We start from the raw sequence: 21,065 nt of genomic DNA on the forward strand, positions 1-21,065 counted from the left end.
GTGTCAGTGGAACTTTGGCAGCAGTGCGTGGAGCTTTTGCGCGATGAGCTGCCTGCCCAACAATTCAACACTTGGATCCGTCCACTACAGGTCGAAGCCGAAGGCGACGAGTTGCGTGTCTACGCACCGAATCGTTTTGTTCTCGACTGGGTCAACGAAAAGTACCTGGGCCGCGTGCTCGAACTGTTGGACGAGCATGGCAATGGCATGGCGCCGGCGCTTTCCTTATTAATAGGCAGCAAGCGCAGTTCCGCTCCGCGTGCCGCACCGAATGCGCCACTGGCTGCGGCAGCGTCGCAAGCCCAGGCCGCCGCTGCTCCGGCACCGGCCAGTGCGCCCGCGCCTGCCGCGCCGACCAAGCGCGCCACGCAAAAAATGGCCGAGGTCAGCGAAGAGCCGTCCCGCGACAGCTTCGACCCGATGGCCGGCGCCAGCTCGCAACAGGCTCCGGTACGCGCCGAACAGCGCACCGTGCAGGTTGAAGGCGCGCTCAAGCACACCAGTTACCTGAACCGCACTTTCACCTTCGAGAACTTTGTCGAAGGTAAGTCCAACCAACTGGCCCGCGCAGCGGCCTGGCAGGTCGCGGACAACCCCAAGCACGGTTACAACCCGTTGTTCCTGTATGGCGGCGTTGGCTTGGGTAAAACCCACTTGATGCACGCTGTGGGTAACCACCTATTAAAGAAGAACCCGAATGCCAAGGTCGTGTACCTGCATTCCGAGCGCTTCGTGGCCGACATGGTCAAGGCGTTGCAACTGAACGCGATCAACGAGTTCAAGCGCTTCTACCGTTCGGTCGACGCGCTGCTCATCGATGACATTCAATTCTTCGCCCGCAAGGAACGTTCCCAGGAAGAGTTTTTCCACACGTTCAACGCCCTGCTTGAAGGTGGCCAACAGGTCATCCTCACCAGTGACCGTTATCCGAAAGAAATCGAAGGCCTTGAAGAGCGCCTGAAGTCGCGTTTCGGCTGGGGCCTGACGGTCGCCGTCGAGCCGCCGGAGCTGGAAACCCGTGTCGCGATTCTGATGAAGAAAGCCGACCAGGCCAAAGTCGACCTGCCGCACGATGCCGCGTTCTTCATTGCCCAGCGTATTCGCTCCAACGTCCGGGAACTGGAAGGCGCGCTCAAGCGCGTGATTGCCCACTCGCACTTCATGGGCCGCGATATCACCATCGAGTTGATTCGCGAATCCTTGAAGGACCTGTTGGCACTTCAGGACAAACTGGTCTCTGTGGATAACATTCAGCGCACTGTCGCCGAGTACTACAAGATCAAGATTTCCGACCTGCTGTCCAAACGCCGTTCGCGTTCGGTCGCCCGTCCTCGGCAAGTGGCCATGGCCCTGTCGAAGGAGTTGACTAACCACAGCCTGCCGGAAATTGGCGATGTGTTTGGCGGTCGCGACCACACCACGGTGTTGCACGCATGCCGCAAGATCAACGAACTTAAGGAATCCGACGCGGACATCCGCGAGGACTACAAGAACCTGCTGCGTACACTGACTACTTGATGAACACCAGCGCAGCTTATTAAGGCAAGGGACTAGACCATGCATTTCACCATTCAACGCGAAGCCCTGTTGAAACCCCTGCAACTGGTCGCAGGCGTCGTTGAGCGCCGACAGACCTTGCCGGTGCTTTCCAACGTGCTGCTGGTTGTCGAGGGCCAGCAGTTGTCGCTGACCGGTACCGACCTGGAAGTCGAGCTGGTCGGTCGTGTGCAACTTGAAGAACCGGCGGAGCCGGGCGAAATCACTGTCCCGGCGCGCAAGCTGATGGACATCTGCAAGAGCCTGCCGAACGATGCCCTGATCGACATCAAGGTTGATGAGGCGAAGCTCGTGGTGAAGGCCGGCCGTAGCCGCTTTACCCTGTCGACCCTGCCAGCCAACGACTTCCCGACGGTCGAAGAAGGCCCGGGCTCGCTGACCTGCAGCCTTGAGCAAAGCAAATTGCGTCGTTTGATCGAGCGCACCAGCTTCGCCATGGCGCAGCAGGATGTTCGTTACTACCTCAACGGCATGCTGCTGGAAGTGTCCGCCGGGATCATTCGCGCCGTGGCGACAGACGGTCACCGTCTGGCCATGTGCTCGATGCAGGCCGACATCGGCCAGCCGGATCGCCACCAAGTGATCGTTCCACGTAAAGGTATTCTGGAACTCGCGCGTTTGCTGACCGAGCCGGACGGCAATGTCAGCATCGTGCTGGGCCAACACCACATTCGCGCCACCACCGGCGAGTTCACCTTTACCTCGAAACTGGTCGACGGCAAGTTCCCGGACTACGAGCGCGTTCTGCCAAAAGGTGGCGACAAGCTGGTATTGGGTGACCGTCAGGCACTGCGTGAAGCGTTCAGCCGCACCGCGATTCTGTCCAACGAGAAGTACCGCGGCATTCGTCTGCAACTGGCCAACGGTCAGCTGAAGATTCAGGCGAACAACCCGGAGCAGGAAGAAGCGGAAGAAGAAGTGGGCGTTGAATACAACGGTGGCTCGCTGGAAATCGGCTTTAACGTGAGCTATCTGCTCGACGTGCTGGGCGTGATGACCACCGAGCAAGTGCGCTTGATCCTGTCCGACTCCAACAGCAGTGCGCTGGTGCAAGAGTCCGACAACGACGACTCGGCTTACGTTGTCATGCCGATGCGCCTGTAAACATGCTCAGCAGCCGCTAGATGTCCCTCAGTCGCGTCTCGGTCACCGCGGTGCGCAATCTGCACCCGGTGACCTTCTCCCCCTCCCCCCGCATCAATATCCTGTACGGCGCCAACGGCAGCGGAAAAACCAGTGTGCTGGAAGCCATCCATCTGCTGGGGCTCGCCCGTTCGTTTCGCAGCACCCGCCTTTTACCGGTCATCCAATACGAGCAACTCGCGTGCACAGTATTTGGCCAGGTTGAATTGGCTGAAGGTGGGCACAGTGCGTTGGGGATCTCACGGGACCGCCAGGGCGAGTTTCAGATTCGTATCGATGGGCAGAACGCCCGAAGTGCGGCGCAACTGGCAGAAATCCTGCCGCTGCAACTGATCAACCCCGACAGCTTCCGTTTGCTGGAAGGTGCGCCGAAGATACGCCGACAGTTTCTGGATTGGGGTGTGTTCCACGTGGAACCGCGTTTCATGTCCACGTGGCAGCGGCTGCAGAAGGCCCTGCGCCAGAGAAACTCTTGGCTGCGGCATGGTACACTTGACGCCGTTTCGCAAGCGGTTTGGGACAGAGAATTGTGCCAGGCCAGCGCTGAAATTGATGAATACCGCCGCGCTTACATCAAAGCCTTGAAACCAGTCTTTGAGCAGACCTTGAGTGAACTCGTCGAACTCGAGGGCTTAACGCTTAGCTATTACCGGGGTTGGGACAAAGAGCGAGAGCTGAGTGCAGTGCTCGCTGCGTCCGTTCACCGGGATCAGCAAATGGGGCATACCCAGGCCGGACCACAACGCGCTGATTTGCGTCTTAGATTGGGCGCACACAATGCCGCGGACATCTTGTCCCGCGGTCAGCAGAAGTTGGTGGTCTGTGCATTGCGGATTGCCCAAGGGCATTTGGTCAGCCAGGCCCGGCGCGGCCAATGTATTTATCTGGTGGATGACTTGCCGTCCGAGCTGGACGAGCAGCACCGCCGCGCGCTTTGCCGTTTGCTGGAAGACTTACGCTGCCAGGTGTTTATCACCTGTGTAGATCACGAATTATTGAGGGAAGGCTGGCAGACGGAAACGCCAGTCGCTCTGTTCCACGTGGAACAGGGCCGTATCACCCAGACCCACGACCATCGGGAGTGAAGGCATGAGCGAAGAAAATACGTACGACTCAACGAGCATTAAAGTGCTGAAAGGCCTGGATGCCGTACGCAAACGTCCCGGTATGTACATTGGTGACACAGACGATGGCAGCGGTCTGCACCACATGGTGTTCGAGGTGGTCGACAACTCGATCGACGAAGCTCTGGCCGGCCATTGCGACGACATCAGCATCATCATCCACCCGGACGAGTCCATTACCGTGCGCGACAACGGTCGTGGCATCCCGGTAGACGTGCATAAAGAAGAAGGCGTCTCGGCGGCCGAGGTCATCATGACCGTGCTGCACGCCGGCGGTAAGTTCGACGACAACTCCTACAAAGTATCCGGCGGTCTGCACGGTGTAGGTGTGTCGGTGGTGAATGCCCTGTCCGAAGAGTTGATCCTGACCGTTCGCCGCAGCGGCAAGATCTGGGAACAGACTTACGTCCACGGTGTTCCGCAAGAGCCGATGAAAATCGTTGGTGACAGCGAGTCCACCGGTACGCAGATTCACTTCAAGCCTTCGGCTGAAACCTTCAAGAACATCCACTTCAGCTGGGACATCCTGGCCAAGCGGATTCGTGAACTGTCCTTCCTCAACTCCGGTGTCGGCATCGTCCTCAAGGACGAGCGTAGCGGCAAGGAAGAGCTGTTCAAGTACGAAGGTGGCCTGCGTGCGTTCGTTGAATACCTGAACACCAACAAGACTGCGGTCAACCAGGTGTTCCACTTCAATGTCCAGCGTGAAGACGGCATCGGCGTGGAAATCGCCCTGCAGTGGAACGACAGCTTCAACGAGAACCTGTTGTGCTTCACCAACAACATTCCTCAGCGCGATGGCGGTACTCACCTGGTGGGTTTCCGTTCCGCACTGACGCGTAACCTGAACACCTACATCGAAGCTGAAGGGCTGGCGAAGAAGCATAAAGTCGCCACCACCGGTGACGATGCCCGTGAAGGCCTGACCGCGATCATCTCGGTAAAAGTACCGGATCCGAAGTTCAGCTCCCAGACCAAAGACAAGCTGGTTTCTTCCGAAGTGAAGACCGCGGTCGAACAGGAAATGGGCAAGTACTTCTCCGACTTCCTGCTGGAAAACCCGAACGAAGCCAAGCTGGTTGTCGGCAAGATGATCGACGCGGCCCGTGCCCGCGAAGCGGCGCGTAAAGCCCGTGAGATGACCCGCCGTAAAGGTGCGCTGGATATCGCCGGCCTGCCGGGCAAACTGGCTGACTGCCAGGAAAAAGACCCGGCCCTGTCCGAACTGTACCTCGTGGAAGGTGACTCTGCTGGCGGCTCCGCCAAGCAGGGACGTAACCGCAAGACCCAGGCGATTTTGCCCCTCAAGGGTAAAATCCTGAACGTCGAGAAGGCGCGTTTCGACAAGATGATCTCTTCGCAGGAAGTGGGCACCTTGATCACCGCGCTGGGCTGCGGTATCGGCCGCGACGAGTACAACATCGACAAGCTGCGTTATCACAACATCATCATCATGACCGATGCTGACGTCGACGGTTCGCACATCCGTACCCTGCTGCTGACCTTCTTCTTCCGTCAGTTGCCGGAGCTGATCGAGCGTGGCTACATCTACATCGCTCAGCCGCCGTTGTACAAAGTGAAGAAAGGCAAGCAAGAGCAATACATCAAAGACGACGACGCCATGGAAGAGTACATGACGCAGTCGGCCCTTGAGGATGCGAGCCTGCACTTGAACGAGGAAGCACCGGGTATCTCCGGCGAGGCCCTCGAGCGTCTGGTGAATGACTTCCGCCTGGTGATGAAGACCCTCAAGCGTCTGTCGCGCCTGTACCCACAGGAACTGACCGAGCACTTCATCTACCTGCCGGCTGTCAGCCTGGAGCAACTGTCCGATCACGCAGCGATGCAGGATTGGCTGGCCCAGTACGAAGTGCGTCTGCGTACCGTCGAGAAGTCGGGCCTGGTCTACAAGGCCAGCCTGCGTGAAGACCGTGAACGTAACGTCTGGCTGCCAGAGGTCGAACTGATCTCCCACGGCCTGTCGAACTACATCACCTTCAATCGCGACTTCTTCGGCAGCAACGATTACAAGACGGTTGTCTCGCTGGGCGCTCAACTGAGCACCTTGCTGGACGACGGCGCGTATATCCAGCGTGGCGAGCGCAAGAAAGCCATCACGGAGTTCAAGGAAGCGCTTGAATGGCTGATGACTGAAAGCACCAAGCGTCACACCATCCAGCGATACAAAGGTCTGGGTGAAATGAACCCGGATCAGCTGTGGGAAACCACCATGGACCCAAGCCAGCGCCGGATGCTCAAAGTGACCATCGAAGACGCCATTGGCGCGGACCAGATCTTCAACACCCTGATGGGTGATGCGGTCGAACCTCGCCGTGACTTCATCGAAAGCAACGCCCTGGCCGTGTCTAACCTGGACTTCTGATCCGGTTGCGCTGCTGAATAAAAGAGGCCAACGCTTAGCGTTGGCCTTTTTTTTGCGAAGTTTTGAGAAGCGGTTCAAGCCAACAAGAAGGCAACGTGCACATGAGTCGATTTAACGTATCCACATGGCTGTCCAGCTCGGGCGGTCCGCTGATTGTGATGGACGCTTCCATTGCGGGTTCATGGACGGGAGTCGACGGCCAGCCTTCAGACTATGCGATGGCGTGCCAGTCGGCGGACTATGCAGGCAAGTTGGCTGCATACGGTGCCGAGGTGCTGATTCTGGGTGACGAACCGCTGCAGACAGCCATTGCCAGTGCAGGCGATACGTTACTGATCGTCAGATGGAGATGGGGCGAAAGTGAGGCCGAGGTCCGGGCTCAGATCGAGCGCATTGACCTTGGCAGGGCTTCATTCATCGAACAGCTGAACATCGAGTGGCTGGACAGTACGCTGGTGATGTTCGATGCCGCCGACCGGTTCAACCCTCAAGCATGCCTCAAGTTTCAGGTTGATTCGCCGATGTGCGAGGTATCGACATTCCTGTATGAGCCAACGCCTGAGACGGCACTGTTAATCCACAGCCTCACGCCCAGGCCGGTTGATTGAGTGCTGCGAAGCAATAAGGACAGACACGTCATGGATGAAAGGCCTTACGTTTTTGATGAAGCGCTATTCCCCCTCACTTGGCGTTTTAATGCACTGGACTGCGGGTTGAGCGACAGCGACAAGCAGCAAATCGTCTTGCTTGATCAGGTGAAATCAGCCGCGTTGTGGGATGGGTATGTCCCGGTTAAAACACTGATGAGCCTCGCTGAAACACAGTTCCAACTGTCTGAGAAAGTCACCCTGGACTTCAATAGCCCGCAACCGTCGTCTTTGTTTTTTGAGGCGCAGCTCGGCGAGGGCGACTTCATCTGGTTTTTCTGGGGCCGAGGTTACGCCGCCCAAGTGCCCAGGGCGGTTTTCATAAAGGGCTGGAGCGACTTCTTCTACCCGTCAGATGAAAACAGCGTGCTGGTCATGCCTGACAGTTCAAGGGTCATATTCTCTTTTGAAGAGGACTTCTTTTGCGGTCAGTTCCTGGCGCCCTCCCCAGTGACCTGTAGTCCCCCTGAACCCTGACATTGAATGGATAACATGACAGATCAGTTTCGCAAGATCGTGTTCAAACTCACCCAGGATTCGGATGGTTATCCGCCCGTCTCGTTTGAATCACTCTGGGGTATTCAGAAAGATGAACACCTCTATCAGGTCGATAACACACCTTACTACCTCTATGGCATCAGCAAAGGCGACTGGGTCCTTGCCCACGCCGATGAAAACGAGCTGATTGCCGTCAGCGTCGCCAAACAGGCAGGGCACTCCACCGTGAGGGTGTTTGCCAGCGGTAAGGAGGACAAGTCGGCGATCATAGAGAACCTGCAACGCTTGGGTGCTGTGTGTTCGGTCACGTCAGCGCTGTCGCTTTTCTCTGTGGATATCCCGCCCCACGTGAGCTTTGCAGCCATCGATGAGTATCTTTCGTCCATCACCAATGACGAAACCATCGCCTATGAAGACGCCTGCCTACAACATGGAACACTGGACGCTTCGCGATTGGCCGAATGCGCTTCACTGTCATCACTGAGGATGAAACCCGATGCACCTTGAATTTTGCGCACGTTATTTCGAGGCCTCCATCGAGGACGATGTGCTGATCGTGGGGTTTGCCGACAGCACAGAAGATGACCCTCAACAGTATCTGGTCCTGCAACGCAGCACTGAGCATGACGAGCAGGATGAAGCACTGGGCCAGGACACGTACCACGTTGAAATAGCCAGCCCTGCCCTGTCGGGTTATGGCGGTATCGCGGACGTGTGCATTCGCCCCGACAGGATCACTTTTACAATGGCGGGCGCTACGCCATGGTGCGTGGGTATCGACACGATAGCCGTTGAACTGGCGGCTGATCTTCACCGCAATGAGGCAATTGGGCAGGCCCTTCGAGAGATGTTCATTGATACGCCCACGCGGCTCTCACACGGATAGTGCACAGGTTTGTTCGGGCCGAAGTTATACACAGGAACAGTTGGGACGTTTATGGAAAATGAGCACCAGGAAGTTGTCATCAAAGTGGTGGCCGGAGAAAACAGTCGGGGGCTGGTGTATGAACCGTTGCATGCTCGGCGGATTGATGAGGATGTTTACGAAATCCTCTATTCGCCGGGGCTGACGCTGAACCTGGCCAAGGGCGACATCATTTCGATCAAGAACAGGGAGGCCCCCGCCGAGGTGTTGAAGCGAGGGGGGAATTTCTGCATTCACATTTATGCGGACCACATGGCCCAGGAGCACATCAGCGCCCTGGAGGCGGATGTCGTGGCGGAGCTGGATGGCATGCTGGACGGCCGATACAAGGGAAACCTGACGTTATCCGTCCCGGCAAAAAACGGCATGGACAAGATTGCCGACTTCTTCAACCGCTTCCGTGAGACGACCGGCATTGAGTGGTACTACGCCAACATCTATAAAAACCTCGATGACGAGGACGACGAAACGTTGCTGAACTGGTGGCTCGATAGCTGACGACCCGCTAAACGAGGCGTTTCGTTTTAGAGGATGCGCGCTGAACCCTCATCCATTTTGAGCCGGGCTGTAAACACCATGAATGAAAGACAAAAGCTGATCTGTGAACGCTACAACCTCCCCGCGCAGGCCCCCGAGGAGATGATCGCCCTGGCGATGGGGACGCTCGACCAATCGCCCATTTATGGCACGCGGGTGGCGTTACCCGAGGGTGGCACGGTGAGCTGGTTTTTCCATTGTGGAGAGCATTCACCCGCCTCCGGTTTCTATCAGCCGCTTCACGCACACCACTTACCCGAGTTGTTGCCCGAGGTGGTGGACTACCTCTGGCTGCCGACAGACGCCAAGTTCATCATCGACCGTGAAGGCTATGAAGACGTCTGGCTGGCAGGGCAGGAATGACGCTTAGCCGTCCTGCTCGCTCGCGGCCACGACACTTTCCAGCCGATAGCCGTAGCCGTAAATCGTCAGTAGCTGCCAGCCCCGATCTGCCGTCAGCCCGAGTTTGTTGCGCAGCCGGTAGATATGGGTATCGAGTGGTCGCGAAGAGAGCATTTCTTCGTGGGTCCAGAAGCGCTCGTACAGGTATTCCCGCGACAATGGTCGACCAAGGTTGGCAAACAGGCACCGGGCCAGGCGGTACTCACGCTCGGTCAGGCTGATGGGTTTGCCGGCGCGGGTCACGGTCAGTTCGGCGTCATCGAAGTCGAGGTCGTTGAAGCGCTGGACCTCGCTCGCCGCTGAACGCTGCAAACCATGTCGCCGTAACACCGCGCTGACCCGGGCCTTGAGTTCGTTGGGTCGGAACGGCTTGCTCACATAATCATCGGCACCAGCATTCAGGGCCTGGACGATGTCGCTCTCGGCATCGCGGCTGGTGAGCATGATGGCGGCGGGTGGCGCGTCCATGTGTTCGCGGGTCCAGCGCAGTAACGCAAGACCGCTGAGGTCCGGCAGTTGCCAGTCGAGGATCAACAGGTCGAAGGTTTCCCGTCGCAACTGTCGCAGCAGGTCCTCGCCGCGTTCGAAACTGTGCAAGGTCCATGCTTGCTCCCCCGCTACGGGTATCTGTCGCAGTGTCTGTTCCACCCGACGCAGTTCGGCGGGCTCGTCATCCAGTATTGCGACACGCATGCGGAGTGCTTCCTTCATCTCGTAGAGTGCTGTAGGTAAAAATTCCTACAGTGCCGAGTTTAGGCGGATTGTCCGAATCTGAACAATTGTGGCGATTTGCTCTGAGGGTTCTTCGGCTCGTTACGCTGATATCAATAGGCCGGTAGGCAGCAGTGATATCGCGTGAATGGGCCAGAAAAGGACAGTGAACATGATGGGGCGAACGGTTCTGGGACAGAGGAGCATCCATGCGGCGCGTTTGGTGCTGCTGGCTTGTGTGGCGTACGTGGGCCTTGGCTCCGGAGGCGTTCAGTCGACGGCCGTATTGCCGCAAGAAGAAGGGTTGCAGCGGTATTTCAGCCCGGACACCTCCAGCCTGGTGTTCGACGACTCTCCCGGTTTTGCCCCGGCCAGTAACCCGTTGATCGAGATTGAGCAGGCGGTTCAGCCGAGTCTGCGCGATGATCGGCAGCGCTGGGTGTTCTAACGCCCGCATGGGCAAATCTGAACAAATATTGCGAAATGTCGTATGCCGCTGTCGGGGCGGTAAATTCGACGTTGAGCGGCACAGGAGCATTCGGAAGTGCTCCGACACAGGGAGTGTCATCGCCAACCTGGCGGGACCGCCGATCGCCGGTTCGCTTGCGGTTTGCAGCTCAGGGGAAAAAACGGAGTGCCTGCTCACGTGTAAACCCGGGCTGATGTACTGGCCCGGTTGCGACACAGGGATGTGTCATCTCTTTTGAGTGTTCGCCTCACGTGCGTGCACCTCGCTTCTTATGCCGATCCTCCTCTTCTGGCTATCTGCCACAGAGCCTGCTCGGGTATGGTGCGCAAGGCGGATAAACCGTTACCGAGCCGATGTTCAGAATAAGCGTGAAAAGCGACCCATGAACCCAATCATCTCTGTGCCCTTTCGCTCTGTTGGCTGCTGTCTGATGTTAGCGATCGGTCTGGCGAGCGTCGTGCCGTCTGCATCGGCGGGTTTCTTTTCCGCCAAGCGTTTGCCCTACATCGATGATAACCAGCAATGTCGCGGCCAACCGTTGCCCGCCACCGTCGAACACTTGACCGGCGAAGCGTGGAAGCTCGACAGCAAAGGCAAGCAGGTCGCCCTGGAAGAAGGCATGACGATTGATGAGCTGGAAGGCGTGAAGACCTCGCCCTCAGCCTTTGTCAGCCTCTCATTGGGTGATGGCACCCGTGTGGTGCTGCCCTCCAGCTCCCGGGTCACACTGAAATTGAATACCGAACACGCCATTGCGCAGGTGATTCTTGAGCAAGGCCAGGTCGAGTCGTATGTGATCAAGCGCGCCAGCGACTATGATCGTTTTCAGATCGTGACGCCGGTGGGGGTGTTGGGGGTGCGGGGCACGCATTTCCGGGTGCGCAACGAAGAGAACGGACAGTCGCTGATCGAAGTGCTTAATGGCCAGGTCGCCGTCGACCGCATCGACCCCCGTGATCCGCAACCGAAAAAAACGGTGTCGGGCAAGGCTGTAAAAACCTCGTCGGTCCCTGCCGACGAAGTCCAGGTCATGGCGCGCCAGGGCATGCGGATTCAGAAGGAAGGCAAGCTGACGCCGACCGAGTTGCTCCCGGCACCCCGCTTGCTGGGGCAGACCGGGCAAACGGGCGATGCACCGGTATGGCAACTGATCATGAAACCGTTGCCGGGCGCCACGCGTTATCGTGCACAGGTGGCCACCGACACCGCGTTCCTGAACATCAAGCAGGAACAGTTTTCCAGCACGCCGGAGGTCAACTTCAGCGGGCTCAAAGCGTTTTTTTACCATGTGCGCCTCTCGGCGTTTGACGAGCAGGGGCTGGAAGGAGAAACCGGGGTATATGACATTTTTTATTACCCCAGGACCACTCGTGTCCAATAGCGCTCCGGCTATTTGCCGATGAAGCGTTGGCCAAGGAAGGAGGGTCGTGGACCGACCCAGGCCCAGCACCTGTTCCGGCGCATGGTCCGCGAGTGGCTGTGGGTCAGCCTGATCCTGTTGCCGCTGACCGCCCTCCTGTCCTTGAGCCATGGCCTGACCCTCAGCAATCTCCTGTACGACAACCTGCGCCGGCTCAGCCCGTTGGCGGTCGACCCGCGAATCCTCATCGTCACCATCGACGACTACAGCCTGCAGCAGTTGGGACAGTGGCCATGGCCGCGAACGCTGCACGCCGACCTGCTCGACCGGCTCAGCGTCGCTCACGCCAAGGGCGTGCTGTTCGATGTGATCTTCAGTGAACCGGCCCAACTCCCCGAAAACGATCAGCGTCTGGCGCAGGCAATGTGCCGCAACGGTACGGTGTTCATTCCGCTGCTGCGCGAAGGCGTGGCGCGTTTTGGCGTGCCGTTGGGCGAGATCGAACCGGTCTCGGCGTTGAGCCAGTGCGCCCGGGAAGTGGGGCACATCAACGCAGAGGCCGATGAAGACGGCATCGTGCGCAGCGTGTATTTGCGCGAAGGACCGGGGGGCAAACCGCGTGCGCAGTTGGCGTGGCTGCTCTATCAGCTGGTGACTGGCAGCGAGCCGAATGCGATGCCGGGTTCTCATGACCCGCAAACGATTCAAGGCTGGCAGCGCGACCACGAAGTGCGCATCCCTTTCATCAGCGATCAGGCGGGTTTCCCAAGTGTGCCGTATGTCAGTGTGTTGCGCGGCGAAGTCCCGCCCGAGCTGCTGCGTGACCGGCTGATCCTGATCGGTTCCACGGCCCCAGGCCTGGGTGATCGCTACGTGACGCCGCAGTCGGCGAGCATCGGCACCACGGCGGGTATCGAGATTCAGGCCAACCTGCTCAACGGCTTGTTGCAGCAGCGCAGCATCGTCACCCTGGACGATGGTCCGGCGACGCTGTTGTCGGTGTCCATCGTCGCGCTGTTGCTGGGCTTGCTGTTGTTCCGTGCCCGCCGCGCCTTGTGGCTGACCCTGGGATGCATGATTGTCGCCCTGCTCGCTTCATGCCTGCTGCTCAGATTTGGCTGGTGGTGGTCACCGGCCGCGAGCCTGGTCGCCATGCTGCTGGGTTACCTGATCTGGAACTGGCGGCGCCTGAGCGTAGTGCTCGCCTATTTCGGTTGGGAACTGGCGCGGCTCGACAGCGAACCGAAAGTCTTCCCCGAACGGCGGCGCATCCAGGCGCCGGCGGGCGACGTGTTGCAGGGGCAAATCATCGCCCTTGAGCAGGCCATGAGCCGCACCCGCGACACTCGACGGTTTATCGCCGATGGCCTGGAATACCTGCCGGTGGCAACGCTGATCAGCGACCCGAGCGGGCGCATTCTGCTGGCAAACCGCAATGCCCGCAGTGTGTTTGCCTGTGACCTGGTGGGCGCGGATTTACTGGAGTGCCTGACCGCGCTGGGCTATCCGATGGCGCCCGGAAAGGTTCGCCCGACGTTGTCCTCGCTCGACCCTCTGGAGTTTCGTGATGTGCAGGCGCGCAGCCTGCGCCTGGACAGGGCTGCGTTGATGCCGGCCGAAGGCGATACGCCAATCGGCTGGTTGCTCAGCCTCACCGACCTGAGTGTCGAGCGCGATGCCGAAGAGCAGCGGGCAGTCCTGTTGCGCTTTCTCTCCCATGACCTGCGCGCACCGCATTCGGCGATTCTGGCGCTGCTGGACGTTCAGTACCACCAAGGCTCGGGTGACCGCCCGCTGCTCAGCCAGATCGAGCTGCAAGTGCGCAAGGCATTGAGTTTGACCGAGGCGTTCGTGCAACTGGCCAAGGCCGAGTCCGAGGTGTATCAGTTTGAACCGAGCATGTTTGCCATGCTGCTGCTCGATGCGTTCGATCAGGCCATGAGCATCGCGCAGCTCAAGAACATTCAGTTGCTGCATGACCTGGACGATGACGCCGAGACCATGGTGCTGGCCGATCAGTCACTGCTGACCCGCGCCTTGTTCAATCTGCTGGAAAACGCCATCAAGTACAGCCCGGCCGGTTCGCAGGTCAGCGTACGGGTGAGTGGTGCACAGGGCTGGCTGACCTGTGACATTGCCGATCAGGGCCAAGGCATTGCACCCGCCGAGCTGCCGGAGCTGTTCAGTCAGTACCGGCGATTTGCGTCGTCGCAGGGCAGTGACGGGTTGGGCCTGGGCTTGTCGATGGTCAAAGCGGTGGTAGACCGCCACGGCGGGCGGATTGACTGTGAAAGCGAGGTGGGACGAGGCACGACATTCAGCGTGCGGTTGCCGCTGCTGGATGAGTGAGGGCGGGCAAACAGGCGTAAAAAAACCGGCTCAAATCGCCGGTTTTTTTGCGTCGTGAAAACTTATGCACGTTTTTCCGCGTTTTATGAGCTTAAGAAATATGTATATAAATCATAAGCCTAGTGAGCAAATTCGACACCTTTCAGAAAAACCGTACACAGGTTATCCACAGAATCTCAAACGGCTTCTTTGTCTGCTGCAGTGGGCAGCGGAGGCAGGGAGCCCATGTCCCGCTGGGTCTGCTCGTTCCAGGCGGCTGCGCGGTCGTTGAGCTCGGCAATTGCCCGAGGCCCGGTGCCTTCGGCGTACATCGGCGCACCGATGACCACCGTAATGACCCCCGGTTTTTTCGCCCAGCCGGTTTTCGGCCAGAACTTGCCGGCGTTGTGGGCAATGGGCAGCACCGGCAATTGCGCGTTGACCGCCAACGCCGTACCGCCCCGGGAGAACTTGCCCACGGTGCCGAACGGAACGCGGGTGCCTTCCGGGAAGATCAGCACCCAGACATTGTCCTTGAGCAGTTCATCACCCTTCTTGGCCACATGCTTGAGCGCGGCCTTCGGGTTGTCGCGGTCGATGGCGATCGGTCGCAGCATGGCCATCGCCCAGCCAAAGAACGGCACATAGAGCAGTTCGCGCTTGAGCACCTGGCTCAGCGGCTGAAAGTAGGCCGACAGGAAAAACGTTTCCCAGGTGCTTTGGTGGTTCGACAGAATCACACACTGGCGGTCCGGGATGTTCTCGGCGCCTTTGACTTCATAGCGGATGCCCAGGAACACCTTGCTCAGCCATAACGCGCAGCGGCACCAGTAGACGTTGATGAAACGGTAGCGCGCCTTGAACGGTAAGAAAGGCGCGATAAAAAAGCTCAGGCTGCACCAGAGCAACGAGCTGGTGCCCAGCAGCAGGTAAAAAAGAAAGGTTCTGATTGCCTGCAAGATCGACATGGCCGCGTTTACCGTTGCGGGGCTGTGCCCGCCTGTTAAAAGCGCGCTCCCGAACAGTCCTTGATCAGGATGTCAGAATCGCTCTAGTTGTGGATAAGTTCTGCGGCAATCGCCGCCAGATCGTCAAAAATCAAAGTCCCTGCCGGCAGGGTCTTGCCCTGAGTCTTTTCGCCTTTTCCGGTTTTTACCAAAACTGGCTGACAGTCGACGGCTTTTGCCGCCTCCAGGTCACCGAGACTGTCGCCAACGAACCACAGGTCAGTCAGCGCCACGTCGTAATGTGCGGCAATGGTTTTCAGCATGCCGGGTTTGGGCTTGCGACAGTCGCAGCCCTCGTCTGGCCCGTGAGGACAATAGACGATCAGACCGACCTCGCCACCCTGCTCCGCCACCAGCGTGCGCAAACGCGCGTGCATGGCGTCCAGGGTCGCGACATCGTAGTAGCCGCGAGCAATGCCCGACTGGTTGGTAGCGACCGCTACCGTCCAGCCGGCCTTGCTCAACTGCGCGATGGCTGCGATCGAGCCGGGGAGCGGAACCCACTCCGCCACCGACTTGATGTAAGCGTCGGAGTCGTAGTTGATCACCCCGTCCCGATCGAGAATCAGCAGTTTCAAACGCCGCCCCTTAAACAATTAGCCCAGCAACGAAATGTCGGCGACGCCGAGGAACAGGCCACGCAGACGTGCCAGCAACGCGTAACGGTTGGCACGCACCTTGGCATCTTCAGCGTTGACCATCACCGCTTCGAAGAACGCATCGACCGGCTCGCGCAAGGCGGCCAGGCGTGCCAGCGATTCGCTGTACTGACGTGCTGCGGCCATGGGCTGCACTGCTTGGTCCGCTTGCTGGATCGCCGAGTACAGGGAGAACTCGTTGGCGTTGTCGAAGTACTTGGCTTCAACGGTGGTCGGGACGCTGCCTTCAAGCTTGCTCAGCAGGTTCGATACGCGCTTGTTCACCGCCGCCAGTGCGGCGGCTTCCGGCAATTTGCGGAAGGCTTGCACCGCTTGTACACGCTGATCGAAGTCCAGCGCCGAACCCGGCTTCAGGGCACGAACCGACAGGTAAGTCGCCACTTCCACGCCTTCGTCTTCGTAACGGGCACGCAGACGGTCGAAGATGAACTCCAGCACCGAGTCAGCCAGGCCGGCAGCCTTGACCTTGGTGCCGAACGCATTGACGGCGAAGGCCACGGCGTCGGTCAGGTCGAGGTCGAGCTTCTTGTCGATCAGGATCCGCAACACACCCAGCGCTGCACGGCGCAGGGCATACGGGTCTTTGCTGCCGGTGGGCAGCATGCCGATACCGAAAATGCCCACCAGGGTGTCGAGCTTGTCGGCGATGGCCACGGCCGCACCGGTCAGGGTGGTCGGCAACTCAGCGCCCGCGCCACGCGGCATGTATTGCTCGTTCAGCGCCAGGGCAACGTCTTGCTGCTCGCCATCGTTGAGGGCGTAGTAGTAACCGGCGACGCCTTGCATCTCCGGGAACTCGCCGACCATCTCGGTCGCCAGGTCGCACTTGGACAGAATGCCTGCGCGTGCCGCCCATTGGGCGTTGCCGCCAATGCGTGGGGCGATGAACGCGGCCAGTTTGGAAATGCGCTCGGCCTTGTCGTAGACGCTGCCGAGTTTTTCCTGGAACACCACGTTTTGCAGGCGCAGGTTGAAGTCTTCGAGCTTCTGCTTCTTGTCTTGCTTGAAGAAGAACTCGGCGTCGGTCAGGCGTGGGCGAACCACTTTCTCGTTACCGTCGATGATCTGCTGCGGGTCTTTGCTCTCGATGTTGGCCACGGTAATGAAACGTGGCAGCAACTTGCCGTCGGCATCCAGCAGGCAGAAGTACTTCTGGTTGTCCTGCATGGTGGTGATCAGCGCTTCTTGCGGCACATCGAGGAAACGCTCCTCGAACGAGCACACCAGCGGCACTGGCCATTCGACCAATGCGGTCACTTCGTCGAGCAGGCTCGGCGGAACGATGGCAGTACCTTCCTGCATCGTGGCCAGCTCGGCGGTGCGTTTGCTGATCAGCTCGCGACGCTCATTGGCATCGGCCAATACGTAAGCGGCGCGCAGGTCGTTCAGGTAGTTGGCCGGTGTGGTGATACGCACGTTTTCCGGGTGATGGAAACGGTGACCACGGGAATCGCGACCGGCCTTCTGCGCCAGGATGGTGCAGTCGACCACCTGGTCGCCGAGCAGCATTACCAGCCATTGGGTCGGACGAACGAATTCTTCCTTGCGAGCGCCCCAACGCATGCGTTTCGGGATCGGCAGGTCGTTCAGCGAGTCTTCGACGATGGTCGGCAACAGGCTGGCGGTCGGCTTGCCGGCGATGCTCTGGCTGTAACGCAGCTTTGGCCCGCTCTGATCGATTTCGCTCAGCTCGACGCCGCACTTCTTGGCGAAGCCCAGGGCTGCCTGGGTCGGGTTACCTTCGGCATCGAACGCGGCCTGACGGGGCGGGCCGTCGAGGTTGATGCTGCGGTCCGGCTGTTGAGTGGCCAGTGCGGTGATCAGCACGGCCAGACGACGCGGCGCGGCGTAGACGGTTTTGGCTTCATAGCCAAGGCCAGCCGCTTGCAGGCCCTTGTCGATACCGGCCAGGAACGCTTCGGCCAGGGTGTTCAGGGCCTTGGGTGGCAGCTCTTCGGTGCCCAGTTCAACCAGGAAATCTTGAGCACTCATTGTGCTGCCTCCAGCTTAGCCAACACTTCATCACGCAAATCCGGGGTTGCCATCGGGAAGCCCAGCTTGGCGCGAGCCAGCAGATAGGCTTGCGCAACGGAACGCGCCAGGGTGCGTACGCGCAGAATGTATTGCTGACGCGCAGTCACCGAGATTGCCCGGCGCGCATCCAGCAAGTTGAAGGTATGCGAAGCCTTCAGGACCATCTCGTAGCTTGGCAGTGGCAGCGGTTGATCGAGTTCGATCAGGCGCTTGGCTTCGCTTTCGTAGAAATCGAACAGTTCGAACAGTTTCTCGACGTTGGCGTGTTCGAAGTTGTAAGTGGACTGCTCCACTTCGTTCTGGTGGAACACGTCGCCGTAGGTGACCTTGCCCATCGGGCCGTCAGCCCAGACCAGGTCGTAGACCGAGTCCACGCCTTGCAGGTACATGGCCAGACGCTCCAGGCCGTAGGTGATCTCGCCGGTCACCGGGTAGCACTCGATGCCGCCCGCTTGCTGGAAGTAAGTGAACTGCGTCACTTCCATGCCGTTGAGCCAGACTTCCCAGCCCAGACCCCAGGCGCCCAGCGTTGGCGACTCCCAGTTGTCTTCGACGAAACGGATGTCGTGCACCAATGGGTCCAGGCCCACGTGCTTGAGGGAGCCCAGGTACAGTTCCTGGAAGTTGTCCGGGTTCGGCTTCAGGACGACCTGGAACTGGTAGTAGTGCTGCAGACGGTTCGGGTTTTCGCCGTAGCGGCCGTCAGTCGGGCGACGACTGGGCTGCACATAAGCGGCGTTCCAGGTTTCCGGGCCGATGGCCCGCAGGAATGTTGCGGTGTGGAAAGTGCCGGCGCCTACTTCCATATCGTAGGGCTGAAGTACCACACAACCTTGCTCGGCCCAGTATTGCTGGAGGGCGAGGATCAAGTCTTGGAAGGTACGCACGGCTGGCGTAGGCTGGCTCACGAAATTCACCTGTTACTTGGGCTGCGATTTAAAGAGCGGGAGTATACCCGATTCGTTCGTTCGCACGCCCCCTGGAGCCTTATGCCACGCTGCTTTTGGTGTTCCGATGATCCCGTATACATGGCTTATCACGATCAAGAGTGGGGCGTGCCGCTACGCGATGCGCAGCGCTTGTTCGAGTTGCTTTTGCTCGAAGGGTTCCAGGCCGGGCTGTCATGGATCACTGTCCTGAAGAAACGCGAGCGTTACCGCGAGGTGCTGTTCGGCTTCGATGTGCAGCGCGTGGCGCAGATGAGCGATGCCGAAATCGACGAGTTGATGCTCGATCCGGGGATCATCCGCAACCGCCTCAAACTCAATGCCGCCCGGCGCAACGCCCAGGCCTGGCTGGCGCTGGAAGACCCGGTGGCCCTGCTGTGGTCGTTTGTGGGTGGCGTGCCCCAGGTCAATCATTTCAAGGACCGCAGCGAAGTGCCGGCCGTGACGCCTGCCGCCGTGGAGATGAGCAAGGGCCTGAAAAAGGCCGGCTTCACCTTCGTCGGCCCGACCATTTGCTATGCGCTGATGCAGGCTTCGGGCATGGTCATGGATCACACCCTTGAGTGTGATCGCTACGCCACGTTGGCCAACGGTGGTTAGAATAGCCGGCTCGCGACACGGTTCATGATGTCGATTAAGAAGCTCAGGAGTGACCTGTGGAAAAGTTGAAAGGCGCCTTGCTGGTCGGCGCTCTGCGGTTATTCGCCCTGCTCCCGTGGCGGGCAGTGCAAGCGGTCGGTTCGGCGATTGGCTGGGTGATGTGGAAAACCCCCAACCGTTCCCGCGACGTCGTGCGCATCAACCTCGCCAAGTGTTTCCCCGACATGGACCCCGCCGAGCGCGAGCGTCTGGCAGGCCAGAGCCTGATGGACATCGGCAAGTCGCTGACCGAAAGCGCCTGCGCCTGGATCTGGCCGGCCCAGCGTTCCATCGACCTGGTGCGTGAAGTCGAAGGCCTTGAGGTGTTGAAGGACGCGCTGGCGTCCGGCAAAGGCGTGGTCGGCATCACCAGCCATCTGGGCAACTGGGAAGTGCTGAACCACTTCTACTGCAACCAGTGCAAACCGATCATTTTCTATCGTCCACCCAAGCTCAAGGCCGTGGATGAATTGCTGCGCAAACAACGGGTGCAACTGGGCAATCGCGTCGCCGCGTCCACCAAGGAAGGCATCCTCAGTGTCATCAAGGAAGTGCGCAAGGGTGGTGCAGTGGGCATTCCCGCTGACCCGGAACCGGCCGAGTCCGCCGGGATCTTTGTGCCCTTCTTCGCCACCAAGGCCCTGACCAGCAAGTTCGTGCCGAACATGCTGGCCGGTGGCAAAGCAGTCGGCGTGTTCCTTCATGCCCTGCGCCTGCCGGACGGTTCAGGCTACAAAGTGATTCTGGAAGCTGCACCCGAAGACATGTACAGCACGGATACCGAGACCTCCTGCGCGGCCATGAGCCAGGTTGTCGAGAAGTACGTGCGGGCGTACCCGAGCCAATACATGTGGAGCATGAAGCGCTTCAAGAAACGACCGCCGGGCGAAGCGCGCTGGTACTGAGGCTCACTGGCATGATCTGTGGATAGTTTTGCGGGCAAGCCCCATGAAAGTTATCCACAACCGTTCAATCAAGGGCGCAGAAGATGTCCGAACACCGTAAGTCATTTCGAATCAAGATCCAGCACGAGAGCTTCGGCGAGTGCCTGGGCCAGACCCGCAACCTGTCGACCAGCGGCGTCTATGTGAAACACCCGGCGCTGGCGGCCCTGGCCAAGGGCGCCGTGGTCTATGGCCAGGTGCAGGACCTGCCGGTGATAGCGCCGCGTGTGCGCATGGAAGTGGTGCAGGTCGACGCCGAAGGTATCGGCCTGCGTTACCTCTGACCTGAGTGTTTTTTGATCACTTGGCCAATCGGTCGAGCTTTTTCAGGAACACCGTCATTTCCTTTTCCGCCTGCTTGTCGCCGTGGGCGCGGGCCGCTTCCAGGCCTTGCTCCCAGGCCTGACGGGCGGCGGCATGGTCAGCCAGCGCCAGGTGGGCCTTGCCCAATAACTTCCAGGCCGCCGAATACTTGGGATCGAACGCCACGCAGCGCGTGAAATGCTCGGCCGCCTTGGCGTTTTCGCCCAGATCCAGATAACCCTTGCCCAGACCGAAGCGCAGCAGCGAGTTATCCACACCCTTGGCGAGCATTTTTTCGAGGGATTCGATCATCGGTGGATTCCTTGTTGAGGTGGATCGGGAAGGGATAGGTGTCAGTGAGATTGCCTTCGCGAGCAAGCCCGCTCCCACATTAGATTTTCAGTGAACACATATTTTGTGTATGGCGAAGATCCAGTGTGGGAGCGGG

At 59.2% G+C, this 21,065-nt stretch carries 22 protein-coding genes; 16 read left to right on the plus strand and 6 right to left on the minus strand.

Annotation, left to right across the window (positions count from 1 at the left end):
* From dnaA to AC1Z1G_RS00050, 10 genes are all read left to right on the plus strand, one after another.
* Positions 1-1,518: a chromosomal replication initiator protein DnaA gene (gene dnaA, locus AC1Z1G_RS00005; protein WP_483623833.1), complete on the plus strand. Its 1,518-nt coding sequence runs from the start codon at positions 1-3 to the stop codon at positions 1,516-1,518.
* A gap of 39 nt (positions 1,519-1,557) precedes the next feature.
* Positions 1,558-2,661, plus strand: coding sequence for a DNA polymerase III subunit beta (gene dnaN / locus AC1Z1G_RS00010; protein WP_347902924.1), 1,104 nt, complete (start codon positions 1,558-1,560; stop codon positions 2,659-2,661).
* A gap of 20 nt (positions 2,662-2,681) precedes the next feature.
* Positions 2,682-3,785: a DNA replication/repair protein RecF gene (gene recF / locus AC1Z1G_RS00015; protein WP_019694407.1), complete on the plus strand. Its 1,104-nt coding sequence runs from the start codon at positions 2,682-2,684 to the stop codon at positions 3,783-3,785.
* 4 nt (positions 3,786-3,789) lie between these two features.
* On the plus strand, positions 3,790-6,207 hold the full coding sequence (gene gyrB, locus AC1Z1G_RS00020) for a DNA topoisomerase (ATP-hydrolyzing) subunit B (protein ID WP_483623835.1): 2,418 nt from the start codon (positions 3,790-3,792) through the stop codon (positions 6,205-6,207).
* Between the two features lie 101 nt (positions 6,208-6,308).
* On the plus strand, positions 6,309-6,815 hold the full coding sequence (locus tag AC1Z1G_RS00025) for an Imm21 family immunity protein (RefSeq protein ID WP_483623837.1): 507 nt from the start codon (positions 6,309-6,311) through the stop codon (positions 6,813-6,815).
* Positions 6,816-6,845: 30 nt separating this feature from the next.
* Complete coding sequence (locus AC1Z1G_RS00030; RefSeq protein ID WP_483623839.1) at positions 6,846-7,331, plus strand: hypothetical protein; 486 nt, start codon at positions 6,846-6,848, stop codon at positions 7,329-7,331.
* Between the two features lie 15 nt (positions 7,332-7,346).
* Complete coding sequence (locus AC1Z1G_RS00035; protein WP_483623841.1) at positions 7,347-7,859, plus strand: DUF4265 domain-containing protein; 513 nt, start codon at positions 7,347-7,349, stop codon at positions 7,857-7,859.
* Positions 7,849-8,238: an Imm10 family immunity protein gene (locus tag AC1Z1G_RS00040; RefSeq protein WP_483623843.1), complete on the plus strand. Its 390-nt coding sequence runs from the start codon at positions 7,849-7,851 to the stop codon at positions 8,236-8,238. The genes AC1Z1G_RS00035 and AC1Z1G_RS00040 overlap by 11 nt, the downstream gene beginning before the upstream one ends.
* A 51-nt stretch (positions 8,239-8,289) precedes the next feature.
* A complete protein-coding gene (locus AC1Z1G_RS00045; RefSeq protein ID WP_483623845.1) occupies positions 8,290-8,775 on the plus strand; it encodes a DUF4265 domain-containing protein in 486 nt (161 codons plus the stop codon).
* Positions 8,776-8,853: 78 nt separating this feature from the next.
* Positions 8,854-9,177, plus strand: coding sequence for an immunity protein Imm33 domain-containing protein (locus tag AC1Z1G_RS00050; protein WP_483623847.1), 324 nt, complete (start codon positions 8,854-8,856; stop codon positions 9,175-9,177).
* 3 nt (positions 9,178-9,180) lie between these two features.
* On the opposite strand, the gene AC1Z1G_RS00055 is transcribed toward AC1Z1G_RS00050, so the two are convergent.
* On the minus strand, positions 9,181-9,909 hold the full coding sequence (locus AC1Z1G_RS00055; RefSeq protein ID WP_347902939.1) for a response regulator transcription factor: 729 nt from the start codon (positions 9,907-9,909) through the stop codon (positions 9,181-9,183).
* A gap of 190 nt (positions 9,910-10,099) precedes the next feature.
* On the opposite strand from AC1Z1G_RS00055, the gene AC1Z1G_RS00060 reads away from it, so the two are divergent.
* The 3 genes from AC1Z1G_RS00060 to AC1Z1G_RS00070 all read left to right on the plus strand — a co-directional run bounded on the left by AC1Z1G_RS00060 (position 10,100) and on the right by AC1Z1G_RS00070 (position 14,105).
* Positions 10,100-10,375, plus strand: a complete 276-nt coding sequence (locus AC1Z1G_RS00060; protein WP_483623849.1) for a hypothetical protein — start codon at positions 10,100-10,102, stop codon at positions 10,373-10,375.
* A 451-nt stretch (positions 10,376-10,826) separates the two neighbouring features.
* Positions 10,827-11,777, plus strand: coding sequence for a FecR family protein (locus AC1Z1G_RS00065; RefSeq protein WP_483623851.1), 951 nt, complete (start codon positions 10,827-10,829; stop codon positions 11,775-11,777).
* Positions 11,778-11,795: 18 nt separating this feature from the next.
* Entirely contained in the window at positions 11,796-14,105 is a 2,310-nt protein-coding gene (locus AC1Z1G_RS00070) for a CHASE2 domain-containing protein (protein ID WP_483623853.1), read from the plus strand.
* 176 nt (positions 14,106-14,281) lie between these two features.
* On the opposite strand, the gene AC1Z1G_RS00075 is transcribed toward AC1Z1G_RS00070, so the two are convergent.
* The 4 genes from AC1Z1G_RS00075 to glyQ all read right to left on the minus strand — a co-directional run bounded on the left by AC1Z1G_RS00075 (position 14,282) and on the right by glyQ (position 18,692).
* Positions 14,282-15,052, minus strand: a complete 771-nt coding sequence (locus AC1Z1G_RS00075) for a lysophospholipid acyltransferase family protein (protein WP_483623855.1) — start codon at positions 15,050-15,052, stop codon at positions 14,282-14,284.
* Between the two features lie 83 nt (positions 15,053-15,135).
* A complete protein-coding gene (gmhB, locus tag AC1Z1G_RS00080) occupies positions 15,136-15,669 on the minus strand; it encodes a D-glycero-beta-D-manno-heptose 1,7-bisphosphate 7-phosphatase (RefSeq protein WP_483623857.1) in 534 nt (177 codons plus the stop codon).
* 18 nt (positions 15,670-15,687) lie between these two features.
* On the minus strand, positions 15,688-17,742 hold the full coding sequence (glyS, locus tag AC1Z1G_RS00085; RefSeq protein WP_483623859.1) for a glycine--tRNA ligase subunit beta: 2,055 nt from the start codon (positions 17,740-17,742) through the stop codon (positions 15,688-15,690).
* Positions 17,739-18,692, minus strand: coding sequence for a glycine--tRNA ligase subunit alpha (glyQ, locus tag AC1Z1G_RS00090; RefSeq protein ID WP_008155694.1), 954 nt, complete (start codon positions 18,690-18,692; stop codon positions 17,739-17,741). Before glyQ ends, glyS begins: the two co-directional genes overlap by 4 nt.
* Positions 18,693-18,773: 81 nt before the next feature.
* On the opposite strand from glyQ, the gene tag reads away from it, so the two are divergent.
* The 3 genes from tag to AC1Z1G_RS00105 all read left to right on the plus strand — a co-directional run bounded on the left by tag (position 18,774) and on the right by AC1Z1G_RS00105 (position 20,598).
* Entirely contained in the window at positions 18,774-19,331 is a 558-nt protein-coding gene (gene tag, locus AC1Z1G_RS00095) for a DNA-3-methyladenine glycosylase I (RefSeq protein WP_483623862.1), read from the plus strand.
* Positions 19,332-19,387: 56 nt separating this feature from the next.
* Positions 19,388-20,275 (plus strand): lysophospholipid acyltransferase, encoded by an 888-nt coding sequence (locus AC1Z1G_RS00100; protein ID WP_347902952.1) that lies wholly within the window; start codon positions 19,388-19,390, stop codon positions 20,273-20,275.
* An 83-nt stretch (positions 20,276-20,358) separates the two neighbouring features.
* Positions 20,359-20,598 (plus strand): PilZ domain-containing protein, encoded by a 240-nt coding sequence (locus AC1Z1G_RS00105; RefSeq protein ID WP_347902953.1) that lies wholly within the window; start codon positions 20,359-20,361, stop codon positions 20,596-20,598.
* A 16-nt stretch (positions 20,599-20,614) separates the two neighbouring features.
* On the opposite strand, the gene AC1Z1G_RS00110 is transcribed toward AC1Z1G_RS00105, so the two are convergent.
* Positions 20,615-20,929: a tetratricopeptide repeat protein gene (locus AC1Z1G_RS00110; protein ID WP_483623865.1), complete on the minus strand. Its 315-nt coding sequence runs from the start codon at positions 20,927-20,929 to the stop codon at positions 20,615-20,617.
* Between the last annotated feature and the right edge of the window lie 136 nt (positions 20,930-21,065).

The sequence above is a fragment of the Pseudomonas sp. JL27(2026) genome, assembly GCF_056933555.1.